We start from the raw sequence: 23580 nt of genomic DNA, 5'->3' as shown, positions 1-23580 counted from the left end.
CGTGCGCGCGAACGTCCGGGGTGGAATAGCGTGCATCGATGCTGCCCGCAACTTTTTAGTGCTGAGTAATGTCCGGCAAGCCCGTGACCAGCAACCAGCGCTTACGTTGCTCGTCGTAGCGCCAGCGCTGGCGGTCGAGCACCGAGCGCGCGGCCTGCGTGTTGTTGTTGACGAGCGAGATCTCGACCATCTGGCTGATCTCGTTGTTGCCGGCCGGATGTGGCGGCTGCGCGGTGTAGCCGGTGACGCGCACCTGCTGGTAGCGCTGCAGATCGATGCCGGTCAGCGGATGGTCCTTGAGCGTGTCGGGATCGACGAAGGCGGTTGCGTTCTCAAAGTTGCCCCAGCGTATCGTGGCCTCGTAGCTTTCCAGTGTCGAGTTGAGCTGGTCGCTTTTCGAACTCGGCGTCGCACATCCGGCGAGCAGGTACAACGAAATCAACAGGGCGGCGAGGCGCGGCATGGCGGTATCCGGCAAAAGACCGCCGCCATTGTATACGTGGCCGCTGCGTGCGGTCAGCGTTTGTCGCGGATCGCTACGAAACGCGCGTCGAGCGTGCACGCGTCCTTGCCGTCGTCGAGCGGCACACGGCATGCGATGCGCAGACGGCCGCGGCCGCGTGCATTCAACGCGGTGAGAAAGGCGTCCCACGATTCGCCGTCGGCGAGGCGGGCATTCGCGACGAGTTCGCCCCAGACCGGCGCGAGATAGCGGATGGTCGAATCCTGCACGTAGATTTCGCAGTCGAGGCCGAGCGACCTGAGCTTCAGCGCGACGAGCCCCCAGCCGGCCAGTGTCGTCAGACTCGCAAGGCTGCCGCCGAACGCGCAGCCTTTGTCGTTGACGTTGGGTTCGAGCGGCGCGGCCAGCGCGAGGTTGTCGCCGTCGTAGTCGCGCAGTGCGATCTGCATCGTCCGCGTCAGCGGAATCGCGCCGAGCAAAGAATCGAGATGCGCGTGCGCGAACGCAAGATCGAGTACCGGTTTCATCGTGGTGGAGCGGAGCGAAGGGGCGCGTAGTGTGCGCAGGCACGCTGCCGCGATCAAGCCGGCTTGGTAGAGTAAGTTATGAACATGAAGAAACCGCCGAATCGGCCAGCCGCCATGCCGCCGCTCGCGGGCGCGACGGTGATTGTCACGCGTCCCGCGGCGTCGGCTGCGGGGCTCAAGCGGCGAGTCGCGGCGCTCGGTGGGACTGTGCTTGCTCTGCCCGGAGTAGCGGTGCGTGCGAGCGAAGACGCTGCGGCCGTGCGCGTCGCGTTGGGTGACGCGCGCGCAGCGGACGTCGCGATCTTCATCAGTCCCAACGCGGTGCGCTATGCGTTCGCGTTGCTGCCGCGGCTGCGCTTCGCGCGCGCCACGCTCGTTTGCGCGGTCGGCCGCGCGACGGCGCAGGCTCTTGCGCGGCGCGACGTACACGGTGTGATCCGGCCGGCGGATCGGCAGGACAGTGAAGGCCTGCTCGCCCTGCCGCAACTTGCGCGTCTGCGCCGCCGCCGCGTGGCCCTGATCGGCGCACCGGGTGGGCGCGAACTGCTGCCGCAGACCCTGCGCGCGCGCGGTGCGTCGCTGCAGCCGATTCATGTCTACCGGCGTGCGCCGCCGCGCTGGAATCGCCGCCACGCCGCCGCGCTCGAAAACGCCGCGCCGCCGCTGCTGACTTTGCTGTCGAGTTCCGAGGTGCTCGCCAATTTGATTCGGGGCCTCGCGTCGCCGCTGTTCGCCAAGCTCGCGGCCGGCGAGTGCATCGTCAGCAGCCTGCGTCTTGCCGAGGCCGCGCGCGCCGCGGGATTTGGCCGCGTCCACATTGCCGCATCGGCCGGCACGGCCGATATGCTGATTGCCGCCGAGAATGCCCTGGCGCACCATCGCCTGTAAAAATCCGCCCAAAACCTATTGCGCTCGGCAGCGTGTGCACCGGCGGTGCTCGGAAACCTCATGTGCTTCTATGCGCACTCCGGTTCCTGCGCTCCGGCGGCACGCAAACCGCCGTCGCCCGCCACGGTTTTTGCACAGGTTCCAACGTCGATTCGTGCACGAAGTGTCTCGTTTGGATAGCATTCGGATATGAGCGAAAACGATGCCGACGATATCCGCACCGCATTGCCGCCGCCGGTCGAGTCTTCGCCGGTACCGCCGCCGCCCCGGCGTAGCGCTGGCGGCTTCGGCTGGCTGCTGCTGATTCTCGTCCTTGCGGCGGCTGGCTACGGCTACTGGCGCCTGCAGGGCATCGAACAGGGCCACGAGGCGACCGTACAGAACGAAGCCTCCGCGGCGCAGAAATTGCGCGACGAAGTCGACGCGTTGCGGCGCAGCGCCGATGCGTCCAAGCGCGAGGCGGAGACGCTGCGCACGCGCCTCGACGACACGGCCAAGGTCAACGACTCGCTGCGCGGCCAGGTGCTCGGCCTGTCCGAACGCGCGCGCCTGTCCGAGGACGCGATCGCGAATCTCGCCGACAAGCGCCTGTCCGGGCATGACGCTGTGCTGCTCAACGAAGCCGAGCTGCTGCTCGTGCTCGCACAGGAGCGCTACGCGCTGTTCGCCGACCCGGCGCCGTCGCTTGTCGCATACCGGCTCGCCGACGCGGCGCTCGCGCAGGCCAACGACGCGGCGTTCGCCTCGGTGCGGCAAAGCATCGGCGCGGAAATCGCTGCGCTCGGCGCACTTGAAACCGGCAACCCTTCGGCCCTGCAGCAGTCGCTCGCCCAGTTACGCGCGTCGCTCGCGCAACTGCCGACCGCGCAGCACGATGAGAACGTCGCCGACGCGGACCGGTCCTCGCGCTTTGCGCGCATCTTCGGCCAGTTCATCCGCATCCGCCGCGATGACGATACGGGCGGCCGCCTCGGCCACAATGATCCGATGCTCGCGCGTGCCCTCGTCGATGCGAGCCTGCGCGACGCGCAGGCGGCGTTGTTGATCCGCGATGCATCGCGCTGGCAACAGGCGTTGAGCACGGCACGCGCCCAGCTCGCGCACGATTTCGACGGCGCAGCGCCCGATGTCGTAAAAGCTCAGGCCACGCTCGATTCGCTCGCCAAGACCGCGATCGCGGCACCGGCACCGGCCGTGCTCGGCTCCGCGCTCAAGGAATTGCACAATCTGCGTGCGACGCACAACCTGCAGACGCTGCCCGCTGCGGCCAAGCCGGTCGAGCCCGCGCAACCGGAAGGCCAGCCGTGAGATCGTGGACCGCCGTTCTGCTCCTGCTTATCGTCGCCGTCGCAGCGGCGTGGGGCTGGCATGCGCTCGCGCTCGATCCGGGCGAGGTGCATTTGCGCTTCGCCGGCTGGCGCATCGAAACCAGTTTCGTCTTCTGCGTGATCGCGGCGCTGCTGCTCTGGGCGATCCTGAGCTTGGTCGTGCGCGGCCTGTTCTGGCCCGGACGGGCCCTGCGCCGACGTGCGCTGCGGCGCGGCCACGAGCGCATTGCCGACGGACTCGTCGCCGCGATTGAAGGCCGCCACGCGCAGGCGGCGAAGTCGCTCGAGCGCGCTGCGCATGTGCAAACGCTGCAGGCGCCGGCGCTGCTCGCGCGCGCGCGTTCGGCGCAGGCGCAGGGCGATGCCGCGGAGGCGAGTGCCGCGCTCGACGCCGCGGCCGAGACGGCACCCGCCGCGGCGCTCGCGCTGCGTGCGCGCTTTCTGCTCGATCAAAATCGCAACATCGAGGCGCTCGACCTGCTCAAGACCGAAATGGCAGCGGCGCCGCTGCCGCCCGCCGCGCTGCGTAGTCTGATCGAAGCGGCGTCGCGCTGCGGCGATTCGGCCGCAGCGCTGTCGGCCCTGGCGGCGTTCGCGAAGAGCCATTCGCTGTCGGACGAGGCATTTACCGAACTCGAAACGAAAACTTTGGCCGGCGCGCTTACGCATGCGCCGGGCGCCGACGCGCTCAATGCGATCTGGGCCGGCGCGAGCCGCGCCCAGCGCCAGCGCGAAAGCCTGGTGATCGCCTACGCGAAGCGCACCGCCGCGCTCGGCCAGCCGCTCGCGGCGATGGGTGAAATCGAATCCGCGCTGCGCCGCGACTGGTCGGAAAATCTCGTTCGCGCCTATGCCGAACTCGGCCCGTCGGATCTCGCCGCGCGTCTGCGCCAGGCCGAGAGCTGGATCGCCACGCAGCCGAACAGCGCGGGCCTTATGCTGACCCTCGGCCGGCTGTGCAACCAGAGCGAGCTTTGGGGCAAGGCGCGCGAATATCTCGGCCGCGGCCTCGCCATCGCGGCCGATGCGCCGCTTTGGGAAGCGCTCGGCGATGCCTGTGCCGGACTCGGCGACGCCGACGTCGCCCAGCGCGCCTACCACAACGCTCTGCGCGCCGAGCGCGGCGAGAAAACCGAATCGCTGCCCGACACCCTGCGCGGCGCGCTCGACACGCGCGCGAGCGTGCTCGAACAGCGTAGCGAGCACGGCGTGCCGCAGCTCGTTCTTCCGCGCCAGTAACCCACGCCGCGCGCCACGCGCGCTATCTCCAAGGACCGACTATGCCCCTGTGGAAAACCCAGCCCGACCTCGCCCAGATCAAGCAGGCCAATCAGAAGACCCTGATGAACACGATCGGCATCGAGATCACCGAGATCGGCGAGGACTACGTGCGCGGGACCATGCCGGTCGATGCGCGCACGCACCAGCCCTACGGCATTCTGCACGGCGGCGCCTCGGTCGCGCTGGCCGAAACGCTCGGCAGCTATGCGGCGATGCTCTGCGCCGAGCCGGGCACCTACTGCGTCGGCCTCGACATCAACGCCAACCATGTGCGCGCGGTGAGCAAGGGCACGGTGACCGGCACCGCGCGGCCGCTGCACGTCGGCCGCTCCACCCAGGTATGGGAAATCCGCATCGAAGACGAGGTCGGCAAGCTGGTCTGCATTTCGCGACTGACCATGGCCGTGGTGCCGCAGCAGGCGATTCCGAGCTGATCGGCTGAATCGGTTCTATCGTTGTTGCGCTGCAGCGCTGGCGGCGCGCGACGCGCTTGGCTACCATCGCGGGCGATGAATGCCGCGATCGAAAACACCGATGCGCCGCGCCGCGACTGGCTGCGGCCCCTGCGCTACCTCGTGCGCATACCGCTGCTGATCCTGCTGGTCGTGATCGCGCCGCCGATGGCGATCTTCGTGTTCTCGCCGCTCGGCGCGAAGCTCTCGATCAACGGCGAACGCCTCGACCACCGCGCGACGCGCTGGTGGTCGGGCGCGTTGATCCGATGCTTCGGTTTCCGCATCCGCCGCGTCGGCGAGCCGCTGCCGGGGGCGACCCTGTTTGTCGCCAACCACGTGTCGTGGATGGACATCGAGCTGATGCACAGCCAGCGCATGATGAGCTTTGTCGCCAAGAGCGAGATTGCGCGCTGGCCGTTCGTCGGCTGGCTGGCGACGCGCGCCGGCACGATCTATCACCAGCGCGGCTCGACTCATTCGCTCGCGTCGGTGATGGAGGCGGTCGTCGCGCGGCTCGGCGAAGGCGGCTCGGCCGGCGTGTTTCCTGAAGGCGGCACCGGGCCGGGCGATCGCGTGCGCACGTTCCACGCGCGCATCTTCCAGGTCGCGGCCGATGCGAATGTGCCGATCCAGCCGGTCGCGCTGTGTTACGGCAAGAACGGGAAAATGGACTTGAGCGTCCCGTTCGGCGCCAAGGAAAGTTTCTTCGGCAACGTCGTCCGCCTGCTCGGCGGCCCGCGCCTGGACGCTGAGGTGCACTTTCTCGAACCGGTCACGATCGCCGACGAGGGCCGCCGCGAGATCGCGGAAGCCGCGCGTGCGCGCATCGCCGCCGCGCTCGGTTACGAGTGAGATGAGCGCGCAGCCCGCGATATTTCGTCCGCATCGCTGGCTGCGCAATCCGCATGTGCAGTCGGTGCTCGCTTCGAGCGGCGTGCGCCGCTATTTCTTCCGCCACCGTGGCGCGCTGGTCGAAAACGGCGCGAGCGAACATTTGCTCGACTGCGGCGACGGCGTGCGCCTGCAAGGCTTCCATACACGCCAGACCGCGCTGCCGCAGCCGCGCGCGCTGGCGATCCTGCTGCACGGCTGGGAAGGCAGCGTGCAGTCGACCTATGTGCTCAACACGAGCGCGCGCCTGCTTGCCGAGGGCTGCGACGTATTCCGCCTGAATTTCCGCGATCACGGCGATACGCACCATCTGAACCGCGAGCTGTTCCATTCCTGCCGCATCGACGAAGTGGTCGGTGCGGTCAAAGCGATCGCGGCGAAGTTTCCCGAGCGGCCGCTGATCGTCGGCGGTTATTCGCTCGGCGGCAATTTCGCCCTGCGCGTCGGTCTGCGCGCGCGCAAGGTCGGCGTCGATCTCGACTGGGTGTTCGCCGTGTGCCCGCCGGTCAGCCCGACTGCGGCAATGCACGCGATCGAAGCGGCGCCGGCGATCTACGAATATTACTTCCTGAAGAAATGGCGCTCGTCGCTGCAGCGCAAGCGCTCGCTGTTTCCGCAGGTGGACTGGTTCACCCGCGAAGAACTGCGCAGCAGCATGCGCGAACTGACGCGCAGCATGGTCGTGCGCCATACGGATTTCGGCACGCTCGAGAACTACCTCGACGGCTACGCGCTGACCGGCGCAGCGCTTGCCGCGCTCGACGTGCCGGCGACGATCCTCACCGCTGAGGACGATCCGATCATTCCCGTAGCCGATTTCCGCGCGCTGACGCTCGCCGCGCAGACGGAACTCGTGATCGTGCCGCACGGCGGCCACTGCGGCTTCATCCGCGACGCGAGTCTGCATAGCTGGGCCGAGGATTTTCTCGCCGAGAAGCTCGCCGCAAGGCTCGGTCCCAAAGCCTGAGCCGGCGCGCCGCAGGCGCGCGCCGCGGCGCCGTTCCATTATGATGTCGGCCTGCATCGCACACGTTTGCCCGCAATGACCCTGGAAGAAATCCTCGAACTGCATCGTGGCGGCGATCTCGCCGCCGCCGAACACGGCTACCGCGCCCATCTCGCCGCCGAACCGGAAGACGCCGACGCCTGGCATCTGCTCGGCGTGCTCCTGCATCAGCGCGGCGACAGCGCGGCGGCGATGGAGCCGCTGCTGCGCGCCGTGCAGATCGCGCCCGACGTCGCGCGCCTGCATCTTTCGCTTGGCGGCGTGCTGCTGCAGACCGATCAGGAAGAGGCCGCGCGCGGCGCCTTCCTGCGCGCGCTCGAACTCGATCCGAATCTGGTCGAGGCGCACAGCATGCTCGGCCATCTGCAACTGCGCGAAGGTGACATCGACGACGCCGAGAGCCGCTTCAAGATCGGCCGCCGCGCGACCGACATTTTCGAGAACGAGAATCCGCTGATCCTGCTCGGCCTCGGCAACGTCCACCTCGCCCGCGGCGACGCGGTGAACGCGTCGAAGTTCCTCGCCCGCGCGGCCGAACTGAAGCCGGACGACGCGGCGATCCAGACCACGCTCGGCCAGAGCCTGTTCGCGCAGGGCAGCTTTGCCTTCGCCGAGCAGGCGTTCTCGAATGCGCTGCGCCTGCAGCCGGATTCGGGCTTGGCCAAACTTTTTCTCGCCCGCTCGCGCATGCGCCAGAACAAGGACGAAGAAGCGCGCGAAGATTTCAGCGAACTGCTCGCCGAAAACAAGCAGGCCTTCGGCGCGAACGCCGGGCTCGGCGACATCGCACGCAAGAGCGGGCAGACGGTCAAGGCGCTGAAGTTCTACCGGCGCGCGCTCGAACTCGATCCGACCCATGCCGGCGTCGCCAATGCCTGCGCCTGGTGTATGGAAAAACTCGGCGACCTCGAAGGCGCGGTGCGCTATCTCAGCGACGGCGTAGAGCGTTCGGCCGACCCCGAAGCACTGCGGCCGCCGCTGGCCGAACTGCTCGACCGCCTCGGTCGCGGCGACGAAGCCGCGCAGGTGCGCGCGAGCCTCGGCCGGCAGGCGTGACGATGGCGGCGAACGACGCGGAACTCTCGGCGCATCTGCAGCAGGCGCGCACGGCCGCGGAAGCAGGGCGCTTCGACGAGGCCGACGTGGCGTTCGAGGCAGTGCTCGCGCGCGATCCCGATCATCTCGAAGCGCTGAACTTTCTCGCCCAGCGCGCGCTGACGAGCGGGCGGGCGGCGCAGGCGATCGCGATGCTCGAACACGCGACCGCGCGCGAGGCCGGCAGCGCCGAGCTGTGGAAGAACCTCGGCTTTGCGCGCATCGGCGCGAGCGAGCCGGAGTCGGCCGCGATCGCGCTCGGCCGCGCGGTCGAACTCGATCCGAAGGCTTTCCGCGCGCGTCTTTTCCTCGCCGAGATCCATGAAAGCGCCGGCCGCGTGCGCGAAGCGACGATGCACTATTTCGGCGCAATCGTCGCTGCCCAGGCGCAGGGCCTCTGGCTCGACGACACGACCACGCCACCGGCGATGCGCGAACGCGTGCTGCACGCGATGGACGTCATCGATCGTTTTCGCCGGCCGATGCTCGCCGAAGTGCTCGAACCGCTGCGCGCGAAGTACGGTGACGCCGCGCTCGCGCGTGCGACGCACTGTCTGGACATCTATCTCGGCGCGGCGCCGGCGAATTTCCCCGATCCGCGCCAGCGGCCGAAGTTTCTCTATTTCCCCGGGCTGCCGACGACGGCATATTTCGATCGCGCGTTGTTCCCGTGGTACGCGGCGCTCGAGGACAACGTCGCCGTCATTCGCGAAGAATTGCGTGCGGTGCTGAGCGGCGAGGAGGGCATCGCGCCGTTTCTCGGCACCAATGCGCTCGATCGCGTCGGTCACCAACTCGCCGGCGCCGAGGCGCCACCGGCCTGGGACGCGTTCTTCTTCTATCGCTACGGCGAACGCAACGAGGAAAACGGCGCGCGCTGTCCGCGCACCGCGGCAATTCTCGACAGCCTGCCGCTGGTGCGCATCCGCGAGCATGCGCCCGAGGTGTGCTTTTCGGTACTCACGCCGGGCACGCATATCTTGCCGCATCGCGGCGTGACCAATACGCGTCTCGTCACTCATCTGCCGCTGATCGTGCCGGAGAACTGCGCCATCGTCGTCGGCGGCGAGAAGCGCGAATGGCGCGAGGGCGAATGTTTCACCTTCGACGACACCTTCGAGCACGAGGCATGGAACCGCGGCGCGTCCACGCGCGTGGTCATGCTGATCGATTGCTGGAATCCGTATCTGACCGAGATTGAGCGCGACGCGGTGACTTTGCTCGTCGGCGCGATCGGTGATTTCAATCACGTCGGCGGAGTCAATTCGGCATAACCGCCCGGCGCGACGGTCTGTGCGGACGGATTTTCCGCAAGGCCGCCTTGCGCGCACAAGTTTCGACGCAACTCTCGGACGACCGCTCGATCCCTTCGAGTCTCCGAGAGCAAACCATGTCGCAAACCGATACCGTCAATCGCCGCTTCGTCCTTGCCGCACATCCACACGGGGCGCCGACTCCGCAGGAATTTCGTTTCGAACAAACCGCCGTGCCGGTGCCGGCCGAGGGCCAGGTGCTGTTGCGCACGCTGTATCTGTCGCTCGATCCGTACATGCGCAATCTGATGGACAAGGTCGGCCCGGTCTACGCCGCGCCGGTGCCGCTCAACGAGCCCATGGTCGGCGGCACGATCAATCGCGTCGTTGCCTCACGGCATGCGCAGTTCCGCGTCGGCGACCTCGTGCTCGGCAATGCCGGCTGGCAGGACTACGCCTTGTCCGACGGCAGCGACCTGCGCGCGCTCGGCGAGATGGCGCAGCCTTCCCTCGCTCTCGGCGGACTCGGCATGCCGGGCTTCACCGCCTACGTGGGCCTGCTCGACATCGGCCAGCCCAAGCCCGGCGAGACCGTGGTCGTCGCCGCGGCGACCGGCGCGGTCGGCGCGGCGGTCGGGCAGATCGCCAAGCTCAAGGGTGCGCGCGTGGTCGGCATTGCCGGTGGTGCCGACAAGTGCCGCTACGCGGTCGAGGAACTCGGTTTCGACGTTTGTCTTGATCATCGCGATCCGCGCCTCGCCGAGCATCTGGCCGCGGCCTGCCCGAACGGCATCGACGTCTATTTCGAGAACGTCGGCGGCGCCGTGTTCGACGCGGTGCTGCCGCTGCTCAACAATCACGCTCGCGTGCCGGTCTGCGGGGTGATCGCGCACTACAACGACAAAACTCTGCCGTCCGGCCCGAACCGGTTGCCGCTGACCATGTCGACGGTGCTGCAGAGACGCATCCGCATGCAGGGTCTGATCATCCTCGACCACTACGCCGATCGCTTCGACGCGTTCCGCCGTGACATGGGCGAATGGGTCGCGAGCGGCAAGGTGAAGCTGCGCGAGGACGTGGTCGCGGGACTCGAAAACGCACCGGCCGCGTTCATCGGTCTGCTCGAAGGGCGCAATTTCGGCAAACTCGTGGTGCACGTCGCCGATGCCTGACAGGGCGGCCGCGGACGCGGTAGATTGCCATCTTGGTGCAGCGTGAAACAGAAAAGCACTAAATTTGTGCGGCTTGCTGCTGCGCTGCAACCGAGTGAAGTAATAAGCATATGAAATAAAACGAATTCCAGCACTTGGCACGCCACTTGCTGAAATACCTCCGTCCAAATAATTCAACCCAAGGAATCGTATGTCCGCCAGCTTCGCCCAGTTCGTCAAAGACAATAACGTCGAATTCGTCGACCTGCGTTTCGCCGACATGCTCGGCAAACAGCATCACGTCACCTTCCCGGCCAAGGGCATTGACGAAAGCTTGTTCGAAGACGGCAAGATGTTCGACGGTTCCTCGATCGCCGGCTGGAAGGGCATCAACGATTCCGACATGGTGCTGATGCCCGATCCGGACAGCGCGATCCTCGATCCGTTCGCGGCCGATCCGACCGTGATCCTCACCTGCGACGTGCTCGAACCGTCGACGATGCAGGCCTACACGCGCTGCCCGCGTTCGGTCGCCAAGCGCGCCGAGTCCTTTCTGAAGTCTTCGGGCATCGCCGACACGGCGTTCTTCGGACCGGAGCCGGAATTCTTCATCTTCGATTCGGTGCGCTACAAGAACGAAATGCAGGGTGCGAGCTTCGAGATCAATTCCGAAGAAGCCGCGTGGAGCACCAACGACAAGTTCGACGGCGGCAATTCGGGCCACCGTCCGGGCGTGAAGGGCGGCTACTTCCCCGTGCCGCCGGTCGATTCGCTGCAGGATCTGCGCAGCGAAATGTGCAAGGTGCTCGAAGCCTGCGGCCTCGTCGTCGAAGTGCACCACCACGAAGTGGCGACCGCGGGTCAGTGCGAAATCGGCACCCGGTTCAACACGCTGACGAAGAAGGCCGACGAACTGTTGACGATGAAGTACGTCATCAAGAACGTCGCCCACCAGAACGGCAAGACCGCGACCTTCCTGCCGAAGCCGATCGTCGGCGACAACGGCTCGGGCATGCACGTGCACCAGTCGCTGTCGAAGGGCGGCACGAACCTGTTCGCCGGCGACCTTTACGGCGGCCTGTCGCAGACCGCGCTGTACTACATCGGCGGCATCTTCAAGCATGCACGCGCGATCAATGCGTTCACCAACTCGACGACGAACAGCTACAAGCGCCTCGTGCCGGGCTTCGAAGCGCCGGTGATGCTCGCCTACTCGGCGCGCAACCGCTCGGCTTCGTGCCGCATTCCGTTCGTGCACTCGCCGAAGGCTCGCCGCATCGAGCTGCGCTTCCCCGATCCGATGAACACCGGCTACCTCACGTTCACCGCGCTGATGATGGCCGGCCTCGACGGCATCTTGAACAAGATCGATCCGGGTGCGCCGGCCGACAAGGACCTGTACGACCTGCCGCCGGAAGAAGAGAAGCTGATCCCGACCGTGTGCCATTCGCTCGACCAGGCGCTCGAAGCGCTCGACAAGGATCGCGCGTTCCTCAAGGCCGGCGGCGTGTTCTCCGACGACTTCATCGACGCCTACATCGAGCTGAAGATGGGCGAGGTGTCGCGCTTCCGTGCGGCGACGCATCCGATCGAATATCAAATGTATTACTCGATCTGAAGCAGATCGAGTGCAGGTGCACGGTTCGATCTGAGTAGTGAAAGGATCGGTGCGGATATCGCTCGATCCGAAGCGGGAGCAGGCCGGAGGCAGGTGCCGTCCGGCCTGAGCCGAACTGGGTGCGGACCAACCGCCCGGTTCGATCGTTGAATCCCCTCCCGTCGGGAGGGGCGAGGGTTCCGGATCGGCGAATCGCTCCGGAGCGGGAAAAGTATAAAAGTATCTTTTGGAGGTTTGAGTACTGACGCTCAGGGCCGAGTGTTGCCTGAAGAAAGGCAGTCGAGGCGCGATGTTCAAGCGCAGGGCTGAGGGGCGGGATCAAACGTGCGTCGTCCGCGGCGCATGCGCTTTTTCTTCCCCGATCCTACGGAGTCATACGCGATGAAAAAACGCCTTTCGTTTGCGATTCTCTTTGCCCTGTCGATGCCGGCCGCGGTCTGGGCCGACGATCAGCCCGCGGCTTCCGCCGATACGCCCGCCGCGCCGACGGCGCTGCCGACACCGTCGATGAGCGCTTCGCTGAGCGCCAACCCGAACCCGATCTCGATCGATCTCGGCCCGCTCGGCAAGACCTATGTCGGCGGTGCGATTTCGCTGCTCGGTTTCGAGCAGAACCATTCGCTGCCTTCGCCCGACAAGGACGGGCGCATCGACGCTTCCAACGCCCAGGTCTTCCTGCAGAAGACCGACGGCGTGCTGCAGTACTACGTGCAGCTCGGCGGCTACTCGTTCCCGACGGTCGGCACGCCGTACATGAAGGCGACCGACACGGCGACTGCGCTCTACGGTTACGCGCCGGTCGCCTATCTGAAGCTCGTGCCGAACGCGAACTTCTCGCTGCAGCTCGGCAAGCTGCCGACCCTGATCGGCGCGGAATACAGCTTCGGCTTCCAGAACCTCAACATCGAACGCGGCCTGCTCTGGAATCAGGAGAACGTCGTCACGCGCGGCGCGCAGGCCAACTACACGAACGGACCTGTCGCGCTCTCCGTCGCCGTCACCGACGGCTTCTACTCGAATCGCTATAGCTGGGTGTCCGCATCGCTCGCCTACACCTTCGATCCGTCGAACATTCTCAGCTTTATCGCCGGCGGCAACACCAAGCGCACGGCGTACTCGTCGAGCGCCACGCCGCTGCTGCTCAACAACGAGCAGATCTACAACGTCTTCTATACGCACCTCGCCGGGCCGTGGACGTGGCAGGGCTATCTGCAATACAGCCGCGTGCCGGCCTCGACCAAGATCGGCACGGTGCGCGAAGCCTCGACCTGGGGCGGCGCGGTGCTCGCCAACTACCAGGTCAGCTCGACCTTCAATCTTGCCGGCCGCATCGAGTATCTCGGGACCAACGGCAATCCGGCCGACGGCACGCCGAACCTGCTCTATGGGCCGGGCAGCAGCGCCTGGTCGGCGACGATCACACCGACCTGGCAGTGGCAACGTTTCTTCACCCGCGTCGAGCTTTCCTACATCAAGGCGAGCAGCGCTGTCCCGGGCTATGTGTTCGGCGACAGCGGCACGCGCACGAGCCAGGCGCGCGCGCTCGTCGAAGCCGGCGTGCTGTTCTGAGCGCGGAGACGATCATGCGAAACGAACTTTCCCCATCGAGGAGAACGCGATGAAACTGATTACCGCCATTATCCGGCCCTTCAAATTGGAGGAGGTGCGCGAGGCACTGACTCAAGCCGGCGTATCGGGCCTCACCGTGACCGAAGTCAAAGGCTACGGCCGGCAGAAAGGCCACACCGAGCTCTACCGCGGCGCCGAGTACGTCGTGGACTTGTTGCCGAAGATCAAGATCGAAGCGGTCGTGCCCGAGGAACTGCTCGAACGCGCGCTCGACGCCGTCATCGCCGGCGCGCGCACCGACAAGATCGGCGACGGCAAAATCTTCGTCAGCCCGATCGAACAGGCCTTGCGCATCCGCACCGGCGAAGCCGGAAAGGACGCGCTATGAGTGCGCTCATCCCTGATCGCGAGGATCAAACAGCGGCCATCGATAGCCGCACTTTCAAACTCATGCGCTCGTCCGCGATCGCGACGCGGCCGTCGATCGCCGCATCTTCAAATTGCCGAGGAACTCTCGCCATGCACACGTCAGTGGACTTCCGCCGATATCTGCCGATCCTCGTCGCGCTCGCCGGCGGCGCTCTTGCGCTGCTGCTCGCTCAGCACGGTTACGCGCAGGAAGCCGCGCAGGCTGCGGCGCCGGCCGCCGCGGCTACGCCCGCGCCCGCACCGGTGCCGAACAAGGGCGACGTCGCCTGGATGCTGACCTCGACTGCGCTCGTGCTGCTGATGAGCGTGCCCGCGCTGGCCCTGTTCTACGGCGGTCTCGTGCGCACGAAGAACATGCTCTCGGTGCTGATGCAGGTGTTCGTCGTGTTCTCGTTGATCACCGTGCTCTGGTGCGTCTACGGCTACAGCATCGCCTTCACCGAGGGCAATGCGTTCTTCGGCGGCTTCTCGCGCCTGTTCTTGAACGGCACCTTCAATCCGGCCGACGGTTCGTTCTCGATGGCGGCGACATTCTCGAAGAACACGCCGTTGTACGAACTGCTCTATGCCGCATTCCAGGCGACCTTCGCCGCGATCACAGTGTGCCTGATCCTCGGCTCGATCGTCGAGCGTATCAAGTTCTCGGCCGTGCTCATCTTCGCGGTGATCTGGTTCACCTTCAGCTACCTTCCGGTCGCGCACATGGTCTGGTTCTGGCAGGGGCCGGACGCGTATACCGACGCGTCGAAGGTCGATGCGCTCAACGCGAGCGCGGGCTATATCTGGCAGATGGGCGCGCTCGACTTCGCCGGCGGCACGGTCGTGCACATCAATGCCGGCGTCGCCGGCCTGGTCGGCGCGTTCCTGCTCGGCAAGCGCGTCGGCTACGGGCGCGAAGCGATCAAGCCGCACAGCCTGACGATGACGATGATCGGTGCCTCGCTGCTCTGGTTCGGCTGGTTCGGCTTCAACGCGGGCAGCGCGCTCGAAGCGAACGGTTCGGCGGCGTTGGCCTTCATCAACACCTATCTGGCGACGGCCTGCGCGGTGCTGTCGTGGACTTTCGCCGAGTGGATCCACAAGGGCAAGCCGTCGATGCTCGGCGCCGCTTCGGGCGCGGTCGCCGGCCTCGTTGCGATCACTCCCGCGGCGGGCAACGTCGGTATTCCGGGCGCATTTGCGATCGGCCTGCTCGCCGGCGTGATCTGCCTGTGGGGCGTAACCGGTTTGAAGCGGCTGATCAAGGCTGACGACTCGCTCGACGTGTTCGGTGTGCACGCGCTCGGCGGCATCAGCGGCGCGCTGCTGACCGGCATCTTCAATTCGCCCGCGCTCGGCGGGCCCGGCTCGGTGCAGGACTGGGTCAAAGGCACGATCGGCTATCCGGGTATCGGTGCGCAGTTGCTGATCCAGGCCAAGGCGGTCGGCATCACGATCGTGCTGACCGCGGTCGTCGCGTTCATCGCGTTCAAGATCGCCGACCTGATCGTCGGCCTGCGCGTCACTGAAGAAGAAGAGCGCGAAGGCCTCGACATCACCTCGCACGGCGAGTCGGCCTACGACATGTAATGTGTGGGGACGGAGCCGGCGGCGCAATGCCGCCGGTTCTCGTTGGAAACGTTCCGGCAGATCCGAATGCAGTCTGCGATGATGCGGTTTTGGCGATAAGTTGAATCATGCAGACGAACGAAATGGTTGCGTGGATCGGCGCGTTGTTCCTCGGCCTTGCCGGCGTCGCATCGGCAGCGGCGCAGACGCCTGCGGGCGCACGCACCTACGCGAATCCGGTCGATGTCGACTACCGCTACAACTTCGAGCAGCTCAACGAAAAAATTTCCTACCGCACCGGCGCCGATCCGGTCATCGTGCGCCACGGCGACGCCTATTACCTGTTCATGACCCTCGCCGACGGCTACTGGCGCTCGACCAACTTGCTCGACTGGAGTTTTATTACGCCGTCGCGGTGGCCGTTCGACAGCATGGTCGCGCCGGCCGCGACGTCGGACGGCAAGCGCCTGCTGCTGATGCGTTCGACGATGGCGCCGGCGCCGGTGCTCGTCACGACCGATCCCGCGCATGGTCAGCTCGATTTCCTCACGCGGCGTGCGCCCGAACTGCCGAATGCCGTGCCGCCGGGCTGGGATCGCGATCTGCCCGCGTGGCACAACGGCGACGCCCAGCTCGACAGGATCGCGCCGGGGCCTTGGGACCCCGATCTGTTCCGCGACGACGACGGCCGCTGGTATCTGTACTGGGGTTCGTTCGAGCGCTTTCCGTTGTTCGGCATCGAAGTCGATCTGTCGCAAGGCTTCACCTACGTCGGCAAGCCGCGCGCGCTGTTCACGCTCGATCCGCAACGACACGGCTGGGAACGCTTCGGCCGCGACCATCGCGAAGAAAACCATCCTTCGTACATCGAAGGCTCATGGATGACGAAGCACAGCGGCCGCTACTACCTGCAGTACGGCGCGCCGGGCACCGAGTACAACGCCTATGCGACAGGAACCTGGGTGTCGGACCATCCGCTAGGCCCTTTCGAGTACGTGCCCTACAACCCGGTCGGCTACAAGCCCGGCGGCTTCGTCGAGGGCGCCGGGCACGGCAACACCTTCCAGGACGAGTTCGGCAACTGGTGGAACACCGGCACGCCGTGGATCGGTGTGAACTGGCCGTTCGAGCGGCGCATCGGCCTGTGGCCGGCGGCATTCGCTGCCGACGGGCAGATGCGCGTCGATACGCGTTTCGGCGATTTTCCGCACTACATGCCGGATGCAAAGATCGACGATCCCGATCGTCTGTTCACCGGCTGGATGTTGCTGTCCTACCGCAAGCCCGCGACGGCTTCGTCGACCCTGGAAAAATTCGGCGCAGGCAACGTCACCGACGAAAATCCGCGCACGTTCTGGGTCGCGGCGAAAAACGAGCCCGGACAGACTTTGACCGTCGATCTCGGCGCGACGAAAACACTGCGCGCGGTGCAGGTGAATTTCGCCGACTACGAATCGGGACGCTACGCCGACGCGCCCGACATCTACACAGAATTCAAACTCGAAGCGTCGCTCGACGGGAAAACCTGGATGCCGCTCGCACAGACCGAGCCGCCGCGCCGTGATCGGCCGAATGCGTATTTTCAGTTGCCCGCGCCGGTGCGTGCGCGCTACGTGCGCTACGTGCACGGCCACGTCGGCGCACGCCATCTCGCGATCAGCGATCTGCGCGTCTTCGGCCTTGCCGACGGCCCCGCGCCGCCCGCCCCGGCGCAAGTGCGCGCGCGGCGCAGCGATGCGCGCGCGATGCGCGTCGATTGGCAGCCCGTGCGCGGCGCGGTCGGCTACAACGTGCGCTGGGGCGTCCAGCCCGATCGGCTGAATCTGTGCTACCAGGTCTTCGCCGACCGCGGCACGACGCTCGACCTGCGAGCGTTGAACGCGGGCGTCGCCTATGACGTCGCTGTCGAGGCGTTCGACGAGAATGGCGTGTCGAAATTGAGCGAAGTTGTCCATGTCCCAGAATGATTCGCACTAAACTGGTGCTATGAACGCCGCAACGCGCCAACAATCCGCCCCGATACGAGCCACCGAGGTCGCCGACCAGCTCGAAACGGGCGTAGCCCTGCTTGGTACGGACGACACGCTGGTCTACGCCAATCCGGCGTTCTGCGAGCTGTTCGCGGTCAGCCCATCGCGCTTGCGCAGCCTGCCGCTCGGCGCGCTCGGTGCAGCGGCGCAGGCGCTCGCGCCGCTGATCGACCGCGTGCGTCAGGAGGGCGCCACCCTGCATCGGCGCGACCAGCGCATCGAGACTCGCTCCGGGCGCAGCCTGCATGCCGACATCACCATCGGCCCGGCGCAGGACGCGGCGCTGCTGATCGAAGTGCATCCGCTCGGCGGCGAGCTCGACGCGGCGCTGCCGTCGAGCCTGTCGGAAAGCCTGCGCGGCCTCGCTCACGAGGTGAAGAATCCGCTTGCCGGCGTGCGCGGCGCGGCGCAATTGCTCGCGCGGCGCGTCGCCGACCCGGAGCTGGCGCGCCTCGCCGATCTCATCGTGACCGAGGCCGATCGCCTCGCTGCGCTGACCAACCGCCTGCTCGAACCGGGCGGCAAGCCGCACCTGTCCACGCTCAATCTGCACGAGGTCGCGGAGCGCGCGCGAGCGCTGATCGCCGCCGAGGCCGAACCGCAGCTGCATCTCGACCGCGACTACGACCCGAGCCTGCCGCTGCTGCGCGGGCACGGCGACCGCCTGCTCCAACTCGTGCTCAACCTGATGCGCAACGCCTTGCAGGCCGGCGCGACGCGCATCGGCCTGCGCACGCGTGTCGAGCACAACGTGCTGATCGGCGAAAAAGTGTCGAAACTCGCCGCGCGCCTCGACGTGATCGACGACGGCCGTGGCGTCGCGGACGAGATGCGCGACACGCTGTTCCTGCCCTTCGTCTCCGGACGCAGCAAGGGCACCGGCCTCGGCCTCGCGCTCGCGCAGGAGATCGCCGCCGAGCACGCCGGCGCGCTGAACTACCGCAGCCGGCCCGGGCAGACCGCGTTCACCCTGCTGCTGCCGATCGCGCAGATGTACCGCGGAGAGACCCATGGCCATTGATCCGCGACCTGCGCAGGTATGGATCGCCGACGACGACGAAGCGATCCGCTTCGTCCTCGCTGAGGCTCTGCGCGAAGCCGGCGTCGCCGTGCGCGCTTTCGCCGACGCGGAGAGCCTGCGCGCGGCACTCGCCGAAGCGCAGCCCGACGTCATCGTCAGCGACATCCGCATGCCGGGCATGAGCGGGCTGGAGTTTCTTGCCGGCCTGCGCGCGGCCGGCAATGCCGTGCCGGTGATCGTGATGAGCGCGTTCACCGACGTCGCCTCGACCGCGGCGGCCTACCGCAACGGCGCGTTCGACTACCTGCCGAAACCGTTCGATCTCGACGAGGCGGTCGCCGCCGTGCAGCGCGCGCTCGGCGAAACGCGCCAGACCGTTGCCGCCGCGCCGGCAAAGACCGACGAGGCCGGCGTAACCGAACTGATCGGCGTGTCGCCGGCGATGCGCGATGTCTTCCGCGCGATCGGCCGCGTCGCCGCAAGCGATCTCAACGTGCTGATCACCGGGCCGACCGGGACCGGCAAGGAGCTGGTCGCGCGCGCCCTGCACCGGCACAGCTCGCGCGCCGTGCGGCCGTTCGTCGCCCTGAATACCGCGGCCATTCCCGCCGAGCTGCTCGAATCCGAGCTGTTCGGCCACGAGGCCGGCGCCTTCACCGGCGCGGTCAAGCGCAACGCGGGCCGCTTCGAGCAGGCCGAGGGCGGCACGCTGTTCCTCGACGAAATCGGCGACATGCCGCTGAGCCTGCAGACGCGCCTGCTGCGCGTGCTTGCCGAGAACGAGTTCTACCGCGTCGGCGGGCGCGAGCTGATCCGCGCCGACGTGCGCGTGGTCGCGGCGACGCACCAGGATCTCGAAGGCAAGGTCGAGCGCGGCGAGTTCCGCGCCGACCTTTTGCATCGTCTCGACGTGGTACGCCTGCGTTTGCCGCCGCTCGACGACCGCGCTGCCGACATTCCGCTGCTGGCGACGCATTTCCTCGCGCGCGCCGCGCAGGAAATGAAGCTCGAAGCGAAGCGCTTCACTCCGGCGACCCTGGCCGAACTCGGCAAGCGGTCCTGGCCCGGCAACGTGCGCCAGCTCGAAAATCTTTGCCGCCGCCTCGCCGTGATGACGCCGGGCCGCGAAATCCGCCCGCAGGATCTGCCGCCGGGCGCCGCCGCCGCGTCCGCGCCGGCCGGCGAGGGCTGGCGCGAAGACCTCAAGCGCCTGGCACGCGCGCGCCTCGCCGACGGCGAGCAGGGTATCTACGAGGGGCTGCGCCGCGAATTCGACGCCGCGCTGATCGATGCCGCGCTCGCGGAAAACGCCGGGCGCCGCGTGCGCGCCGCCGAACAGCTCGGCCTCGGCCGCAACACGCTCACGCGCAAGGTCGGCGCTTCACGCAGTCGCCGCGGGAAATGATCTGCGCAAACAAAGGGATAGACAGCCGCTCGCGTTGAACGCGGTGGCCTGCGCGGGTATGATCCTGCGCCCCCTCCTGCGCTGGATCACGAATGCTGCATCTGCCGAACTACAAGACCACCTGGGACGCCAAGTCCACCACGCCGGTGCACGCCATGCTGTCGGTCGACGGCAGCGCCAGCGAGGAGCGGATTCGCGCGACGGGCGCCTACACGGCGCGCCAGGTGACGGCGGCGCTCGATCTCAAGCCGACCGACCGCGTGCTCGAACTCGGCTGCGGCGTCGGCCGCATCGGCCGCGAACTCGCCCCGCACTTGGCGCATTGGGAAGGCTCGGACATCTCCGGCAACATGCTCAAGATCGCGCGCGAGCGCCTCAGCGGATTCAACAATACCGGCTTGACCGAGTTGACCCGCAGCAATTTCAAGCCGTTGCCCGATGCGAGCTTCGACAAGGCCTACAGCATCGCCGTGTTCATTCACATGGACAAGGAAGATTTCTATCTCTACCTCGAAGACTGGGCGCGCGTGGTCAAGCCGGGTGGCCTGCTGTTCTTCGATACTTGGAATACCTCGCATCCGAGCGGCTGGCGCCGTTTCGCCGTCGAGCTCAATCCGTTCCGCGACGTCGTGCCGACCGAGCGCAAGGACGTGGCGCGCAACCAGTTCAGCAACCCCGAGGAAGTACGCAGCTTCCTCGACCATGCCGGCTTCGACGTGGTCGAGATGTTCAGCGATTCGCCGTGGGTGCAGGCGATTGCGATGCGCCGCGGCGGCGGCGACATTGAAGCCGAGCGCCGGCGCGTACAGGCCGCAAAGAGCCGTATCGCCTACTCGCCGCTGTGGACCGAACTGTTCGACAACCTGATCCGCTCTCAGATCGAAGGCTCGATGTCGTTGACCGCCGCGCTCGAAACCATGCAGGACGATTCGCGCGGCGAGGAAGTGCCGCTGTTCCGTTCGGCGTTCATCGAAGTCTGGCGCCACAACGAGGCCTCTTGGGGGCCGATTCCGGCGCATCTGGCGCGCCCCTGAGAATTGCTGGGCGCCGATGAGGTCTCAACTTTATGGCGACTGCAAAGCAGCAGTTGGGTATCTGGGGTGAGCAACTTGTAGCTGGAAACTGCAGTTGCCCGAGATGCAAGAAACCGAGAACGCTCAAACGTCTGCCCCCAAACTTCAAGTGCGCTGACCTCATCTGCGACTTTTGTGGGTTTTTGGCCCAAGTTAAGGCGATGACGGCGGTAGCCGTTTCGCCTTTGCCAAAGCGAATTCTTGGCGCAGCTTGGGGCCCGCAAAAGGTGCGCATGGACGCAGCGATTTATTTCCCGCTGTTTCTTGTATTGAAAGCTCCCTCTGAGCCGGCGATCTATTATCTGCCTACGGATTTTCAGAGCCCGGCATTGTTTTCGGCCCGAAAGCCGCTCTCTCCAAATGCTCGTCGCGCAGGCTGGCAAGGCTTTACGTATGACTTGAAGGCAGTTCCCGATGGAGCCTTCGTGCGCCTTCTGTGAAGGCGGGGTGAAATTCGACGAGGCGGAGGGGTGCCGCCTTTAAGCCCTGCTCAGGCGTTGTAGCCCTTGTACAGCGTATTGTGCGCCGGCCGCTTCTCGCCTTCGGGTCGTTCGCTGGTGTAATAGTATAAAGCTATACTCTGGCGGTTGATGCCGGCGGGCGCGTCCCACGGCTTCGGATGGCCGTGAAAGGTATCCGAGCGCGTCGTGAACAGCACGGCGCGATTGAAGATCGGTTCGACGCGGCGCACGAGTTCGGTGCCCTCGGTATTCCACAGTTCGAGTTCGCCGCCGTACTCGGGACGCCAGTCCGGGGTCAGATAGACGAGCAGATTCAGGCGCCGGTGCGCGTGAATCTGCATATGCCAGTTGAAGTCCGAATGGATGCCGAGCAGGCCGCCCTGGCGCGTCAGGTGCATGCCGCCGCCGAGCAGGTGATGGTCGACGAGCAGGTACGGGATGCCGGTCATCTTCTCCAGCCAGCGTACGAAGATCGACGAGTTCATGTCGCGCACCGCGGTGCGGATCGCCGGCGGGAACTTGGTCTCGTCGCCGCAGCCGAGCTTCACTTCGAGCCCGGGTGCGGCGTAGTGGTCCCAGGCCACGTTATCGTTCGGCCCCGGGAACACGCCGGCGAGCCGATGGGCGACGTCCTTCGGCAGGAAATCGTCGATGACGATGTGCGGGTACGGCTGCGCATTGCGGAATTCTTCCGCCTGCGCCTCGGCGATACGCATGAGCCGGTCGGTGTCGAACACGTACATGGATGGTCGATCTTCGTGAACTCGGCGCATAATACCAGCCGGCCTACACTGACCGTGAAATCCGTATGAGCAAACGCGCAGCCATCCTCGGCGGAGTCCGCATTCCGTTCTGCCGCAACAACACCGCTTACGCCGACGTCGGTAATTTCGGCATGGCGGTGAAAACGCTCGGCTCGCTCGTCGAGCGCTACGACCTGCACGGCGTCGAACTCGGCGAAGTCGCTTTCGGCGCGGTGATCAAGCTCGCTGCAGATTGGAACCTCGCGCGCGAAGCGGTGTTGTCCTCGGGTCTGTCGCCGCTGACGCCGGGCATTACCACGGCGCGCGCCTGCGGCACCTCGCTCGACAATGTTTCGCTGATCGCCGGCAAGATCGCGACTGGGCAGATCGAAGTCGGCATCGCCGGCGGTTCCGACACGACGAGTGACGTGCCGATCGTCTACAGCCGCGCGATGCAGCAGCGCCTGCTTGCGGTCAACCGCGCCAAGGACACCGGCGACAAGCTCAAGGCCGCGGTCAGCGGTTTCTCGCTCGGCGAACTCAAGCCGAGCTTTCCGGGCGTCGCCGAGCCGCGTACCGGCATGTCGATGGGCGATCACTGCGAGCTGATGGCACGCGAGTGGAAGATCACGCGCCAGGAACAGGACGAACTGGCGCTCGCGAGTCACCTCAAAGCCGCCGCCGCTTATGAGCGCGGTTTCTTCAAGGACCTCGTCGTGCCGTTCCGCGGCCTCGAACGCGACGGCTTCCTGCGCCCCGATTCGACGCTGGAAAAACTCGCCGCGCTCAAGCCCGCGTTCGACAAGACCTCGGGTCAGGGCACGCTGACCGCGGGCAATTCGACCGGTCTCTCCGACGGCGCCTCCGCCGTGCTGATTTCGAGCGAGGAATGGGCGGCGACGCGTGGCCTCAAGCCGCAGGCCTTCATCACCTATTCGCAGGTCGCCGCGGTCGATTTCGTCCACGGCGAGGGCCTGCTGATGGCGCCGACCGTGGCCGTGCCGCGCATGCTCGACATGGCCGGCATCAGCCTGCAGGACTTCGACTTCTACGAGATTCACGAAGCCTTCGCCGCGCAGGTGTTGTGCACCCTGCGGGCTTGGGAAGACGCCGATTACTGCAAGAACCGCCTCGGCCGCGACAAGCCGCTCGGCAAGATCGATCCGGCCAAGCTCAACGTCAACGGTTCGAGCCTGGCGCTCGGCCATCCGTTCGCCGCGACCGGCACGCGCATCGTCGCGACCCTGGCGAAGCTGCTCGAAGAGAAAGGCTCGGGCCGCGGCCTGATCTCGATCTGCACGGCGGGCGGCATGGGCGTCACGGCGATCCTCGAACGGCCGTAGAT

Annotated in this window: 22 protein-coding genes; 19 read left to right on the top strand and 3 right to left on the bottom strand. The window is 66.3% G+C overall.

Annotation, left to right across the window (positions count from 1 at the left end; translation table 11 throughout):
* Positions 1–55: 55 nt before the first annotated feature.
* Positions 56–463 (bottom strand): hypothetical protein, encoded by a 408-nt coding sequence (locus tag FFS30_RS06910; RefSeq protein ID WP_137912326.1) that lies wholly within the window; start codon positions 461–463, stop codon positions 56–58.
* Between the two features lie 53 nt (positions 464–516).
* Entirely contained in the window at positions 517–990 is a 474-nt protein-coding gene (locus FFS30_RS06905) for a YiiD C-terminal domain-containing protein (protein ID WP_137912325.1), read from the bottom strand.
* A 78-nt stretch (positions 991–1068) separates the two neighbouring features.
* Between FFS30_RS06905 and FFS30_RS06900 the strand changes: the two genes are divergently transcribed.
* From FFS30_RS06900 to FFS30_RS06815, 18 genes are all read left to right on the top strand, one after another.
* Complete coding sequence (locus FFS30_RS06900; RefSeq protein WP_343182322.1) at positions 1069–1878, top strand: uroporphyrinogen-III synthase; 810 nt, start codon at positions 1069–1071, stop codon at positions 1876–1878.
* A gap of 189 nt (positions 1879–2067) precedes the next feature.
* Complete coding sequence (locus tag FFS30_RS06895; protein WP_137912324.1) at positions 2068–3186, top strand: uroporphyrinogen-III C-methyltransferase; 1119 nt, start codon at positions 2068–2070, stop codon at positions 3184–3186.
* Positions 3183–4445: a heme biosynthesis HemY N-terminal domain-containing protein gene (locus tag FFS30_RS06890; RefSeq protein ID WP_171014456.1), complete on the top strand. Its 1263-nt coding sequence runs from the start codon at positions 3183–3185 to the stop codon at positions 4443–4445. Before FFS30_RS06895 ends, FFS30_RS06890 begins: the two co-directional genes overlap by 4 nt.
* 41 nt (positions 4446–4486) lie before the next feature.
* Positions 4487–4921 carry a hotdog fold thioesterase gene (locus tag FFS30_RS06885; protein ID WP_137912322.1) on the top strand — a complete coding sequence of 145 codons (435 nt, stop codon included), beginning with the start codon at positions 4487–4489 and terminating at the stop codon, positions 4919–4921.
* A gap of 75 nt (positions 4922–4996) precedes the next feature.
* Positions 4997–5794 carry a lysophospholipid acyltransferase family protein gene (locus FFS30_RS06880; protein ID WP_137912321.1) on the top strand — a complete coding sequence of 266 codons (798 nt, stop codon included), beginning with the start codon at positions 4997–4999 and terminating at the stop codon, positions 5792–5794.
* 1 nt (position 5795) lies between these two features.
* Positions 5796–6800, top strand: a complete 1005-nt coding sequence (locus FFS30_RS06875; protein WP_137912320.1) for an alpha/beta fold hydrolase — start codon at positions 5796–5798, stop codon at positions 6798–6800.
* Between the two features lie 75 nt (positions 6801–6875).
* Positions 6876–7895 (top strand): tetratricopeptide repeat protein, encoded by a 1020-nt coding sequence (locus FFS30_RS06870; protein WP_137912319.1) that lies wholly within the window; start codon positions 6876–6878, stop codon positions 7893–7895.
* Positions 7896–7897: 2 nt separating this feature from the next.
* A complete protein-coding gene (locus FFS30_RS06865) occupies positions 7898–9208 on the top strand; it encodes an aspartyl/asparaginyl beta-hydroxylase domain-containing protein (protein ID WP_137912318.1) in 1311 nt (436 codons plus the stop codon).
* A gap of 116 nt (positions 9209–9324) precedes the next feature.
* Positions 9325–10359 carry an NADP-dependent oxidoreductase gene (locus FFS30_RS06860; RefSeq protein WP_137912317.1) on the top strand — a complete coding sequence of 345 codons (1035 nt, stop codon included), beginning with the start codon at positions 9325–9327 and terminating at the stop codon, positions 10357–10359.
* A 190-nt stretch (positions 10360–10549) separates the two neighbouring features.
* Positions 10550–11956: a type I glutamate--ammonia ligase gene (gene glnA, locus FFS30_RS06855; RefSeq protein ID WP_137912316.1), complete on the top strand. Its 1407-nt coding sequence runs from the start codon at positions 10550–10552 to the stop codon at positions 11954–11956.
* A gap of 381 nt (positions 11957–12337) precedes the next feature.
* Positions 12338–13525, top strand: coding sequence for an outer membrane beta-barrel protein (locus FFS30_RS06850; protein WP_171014455.1), 1188 nt, complete (start codon positions 12338–12340; stop codon positions 13523–13525).
* 49 nt (positions 13526–13574) lie between these two features.
* Complete coding sequence (locus FFS30_RS06845; protein WP_018972066.1) at positions 13575–13913, top strand: P-II family nitrogen regulator; 339 nt, start codon at positions 13575–13577, stop codon at positions 13911–13913.
* 131 nt (positions 13914–14044) lie between these two features.
* Positions 14045–15523, top strand: a complete 1479-nt coding sequence (gene amt, locus FFS30_RS06840; protein WP_137912314.1) for an ammonium transporter — start codon at positions 14045–14047, stop codon at positions 15521–15523.
* 107 nt (positions 15524–15630) lie between these two features.
* Entirely contained in the window at positions 15631–17469 is a 1839-nt protein-coding gene (locus FFS30_RS06835; protein WP_212742415.1) for a family 43 glycosylhydrolase, read from the top strand.
* A gap of 19 nt (positions 17470–17488) precedes the next feature.
* Positions 17489–18553, top strand: coding sequence for a nitrogen regulation protein NR(II) (gene glnL, locus FFS30_RS06830; protein ID WP_137912313.1), 1065 nt, complete (start codon positions 17489–17491; stop codon positions 18551–18553).
* Positions 18543–19958: a nitrogen regulation protein NR(I) gene (gene ntrC, locus FFS30_RS06825; RefSeq protein ID WP_137912312.1), complete on the top strand. Its 1416-nt coding sequence runs from the start codon at positions 18543–18545 to the stop codon at positions 19956–19958. Before glnL ends, ntrC begins: the two co-directional genes overlap by 11 nt.
* Before the next feature lie 92 nt (positions 19959–20050).
* Complete coding sequence (locus FFS30_RS06820; RefSeq protein ID WP_137912311.1) at positions 20051–20992, top strand: class I SAM-dependent methyltransferase; 942 nt, start codon at positions 20051–20053, stop codon at positions 20990–20992.
* Between the two features lie 32 nt (positions 20993–21024).
* Entirely contained in the window at positions 21025–21471 is a 447-nt protein-coding gene (locus FFS30_RS06815; protein ID WP_137912310.1) for a DpnI domain-containing protein, read from the top strand.
* A 50-nt stretch (positions 21472–21521) separates the two neighbouring features.
* On the opposite strand, the gene FFS30_RS06810 is transcribed toward FFS30_RS06815, so the two are convergent.
* On the bottom strand, positions 21522–22235 hold the full coding sequence (locus FFS30_RS06810; RefSeq protein WP_171014454.1) for a 2OG-Fe(II) oxygenase: 714 nt from the start codon (positions 22233–22235) through the stop codon (positions 21522–21524).
* A 65-nt stretch (positions 22236–22300) separates the two neighbouring features.
* On the opposite strand from FFS30_RS06810, the gene FFS30_RS06805 reads away from it, so the two are divergent.
* A complete protein-coding gene (locus FFS30_RS06805; protein WP_137912308.1) occupies positions 22301–23578 on the top strand; it encodes an acetyl-CoA C-acetyltransferase in 1278 nt (425 codons plus the stop codon).
* Positions 23579–23580: the final 2 nt, after the last annotated feature.

It is taken from the genome of Rudaea sp. 3F27F6, assembly GCF_005503555.1.
Taxonomy (GTDB): Bacteria; Pseudomonadota; Gammaproteobacteria; order Xanthomonadales; family Rhodanobacteraceae; genus Rudaea.
Note: the sequence above shows the minus strand (reverse complement) of the source record. Positions and strands in the feature narration are given on the sequence as shown.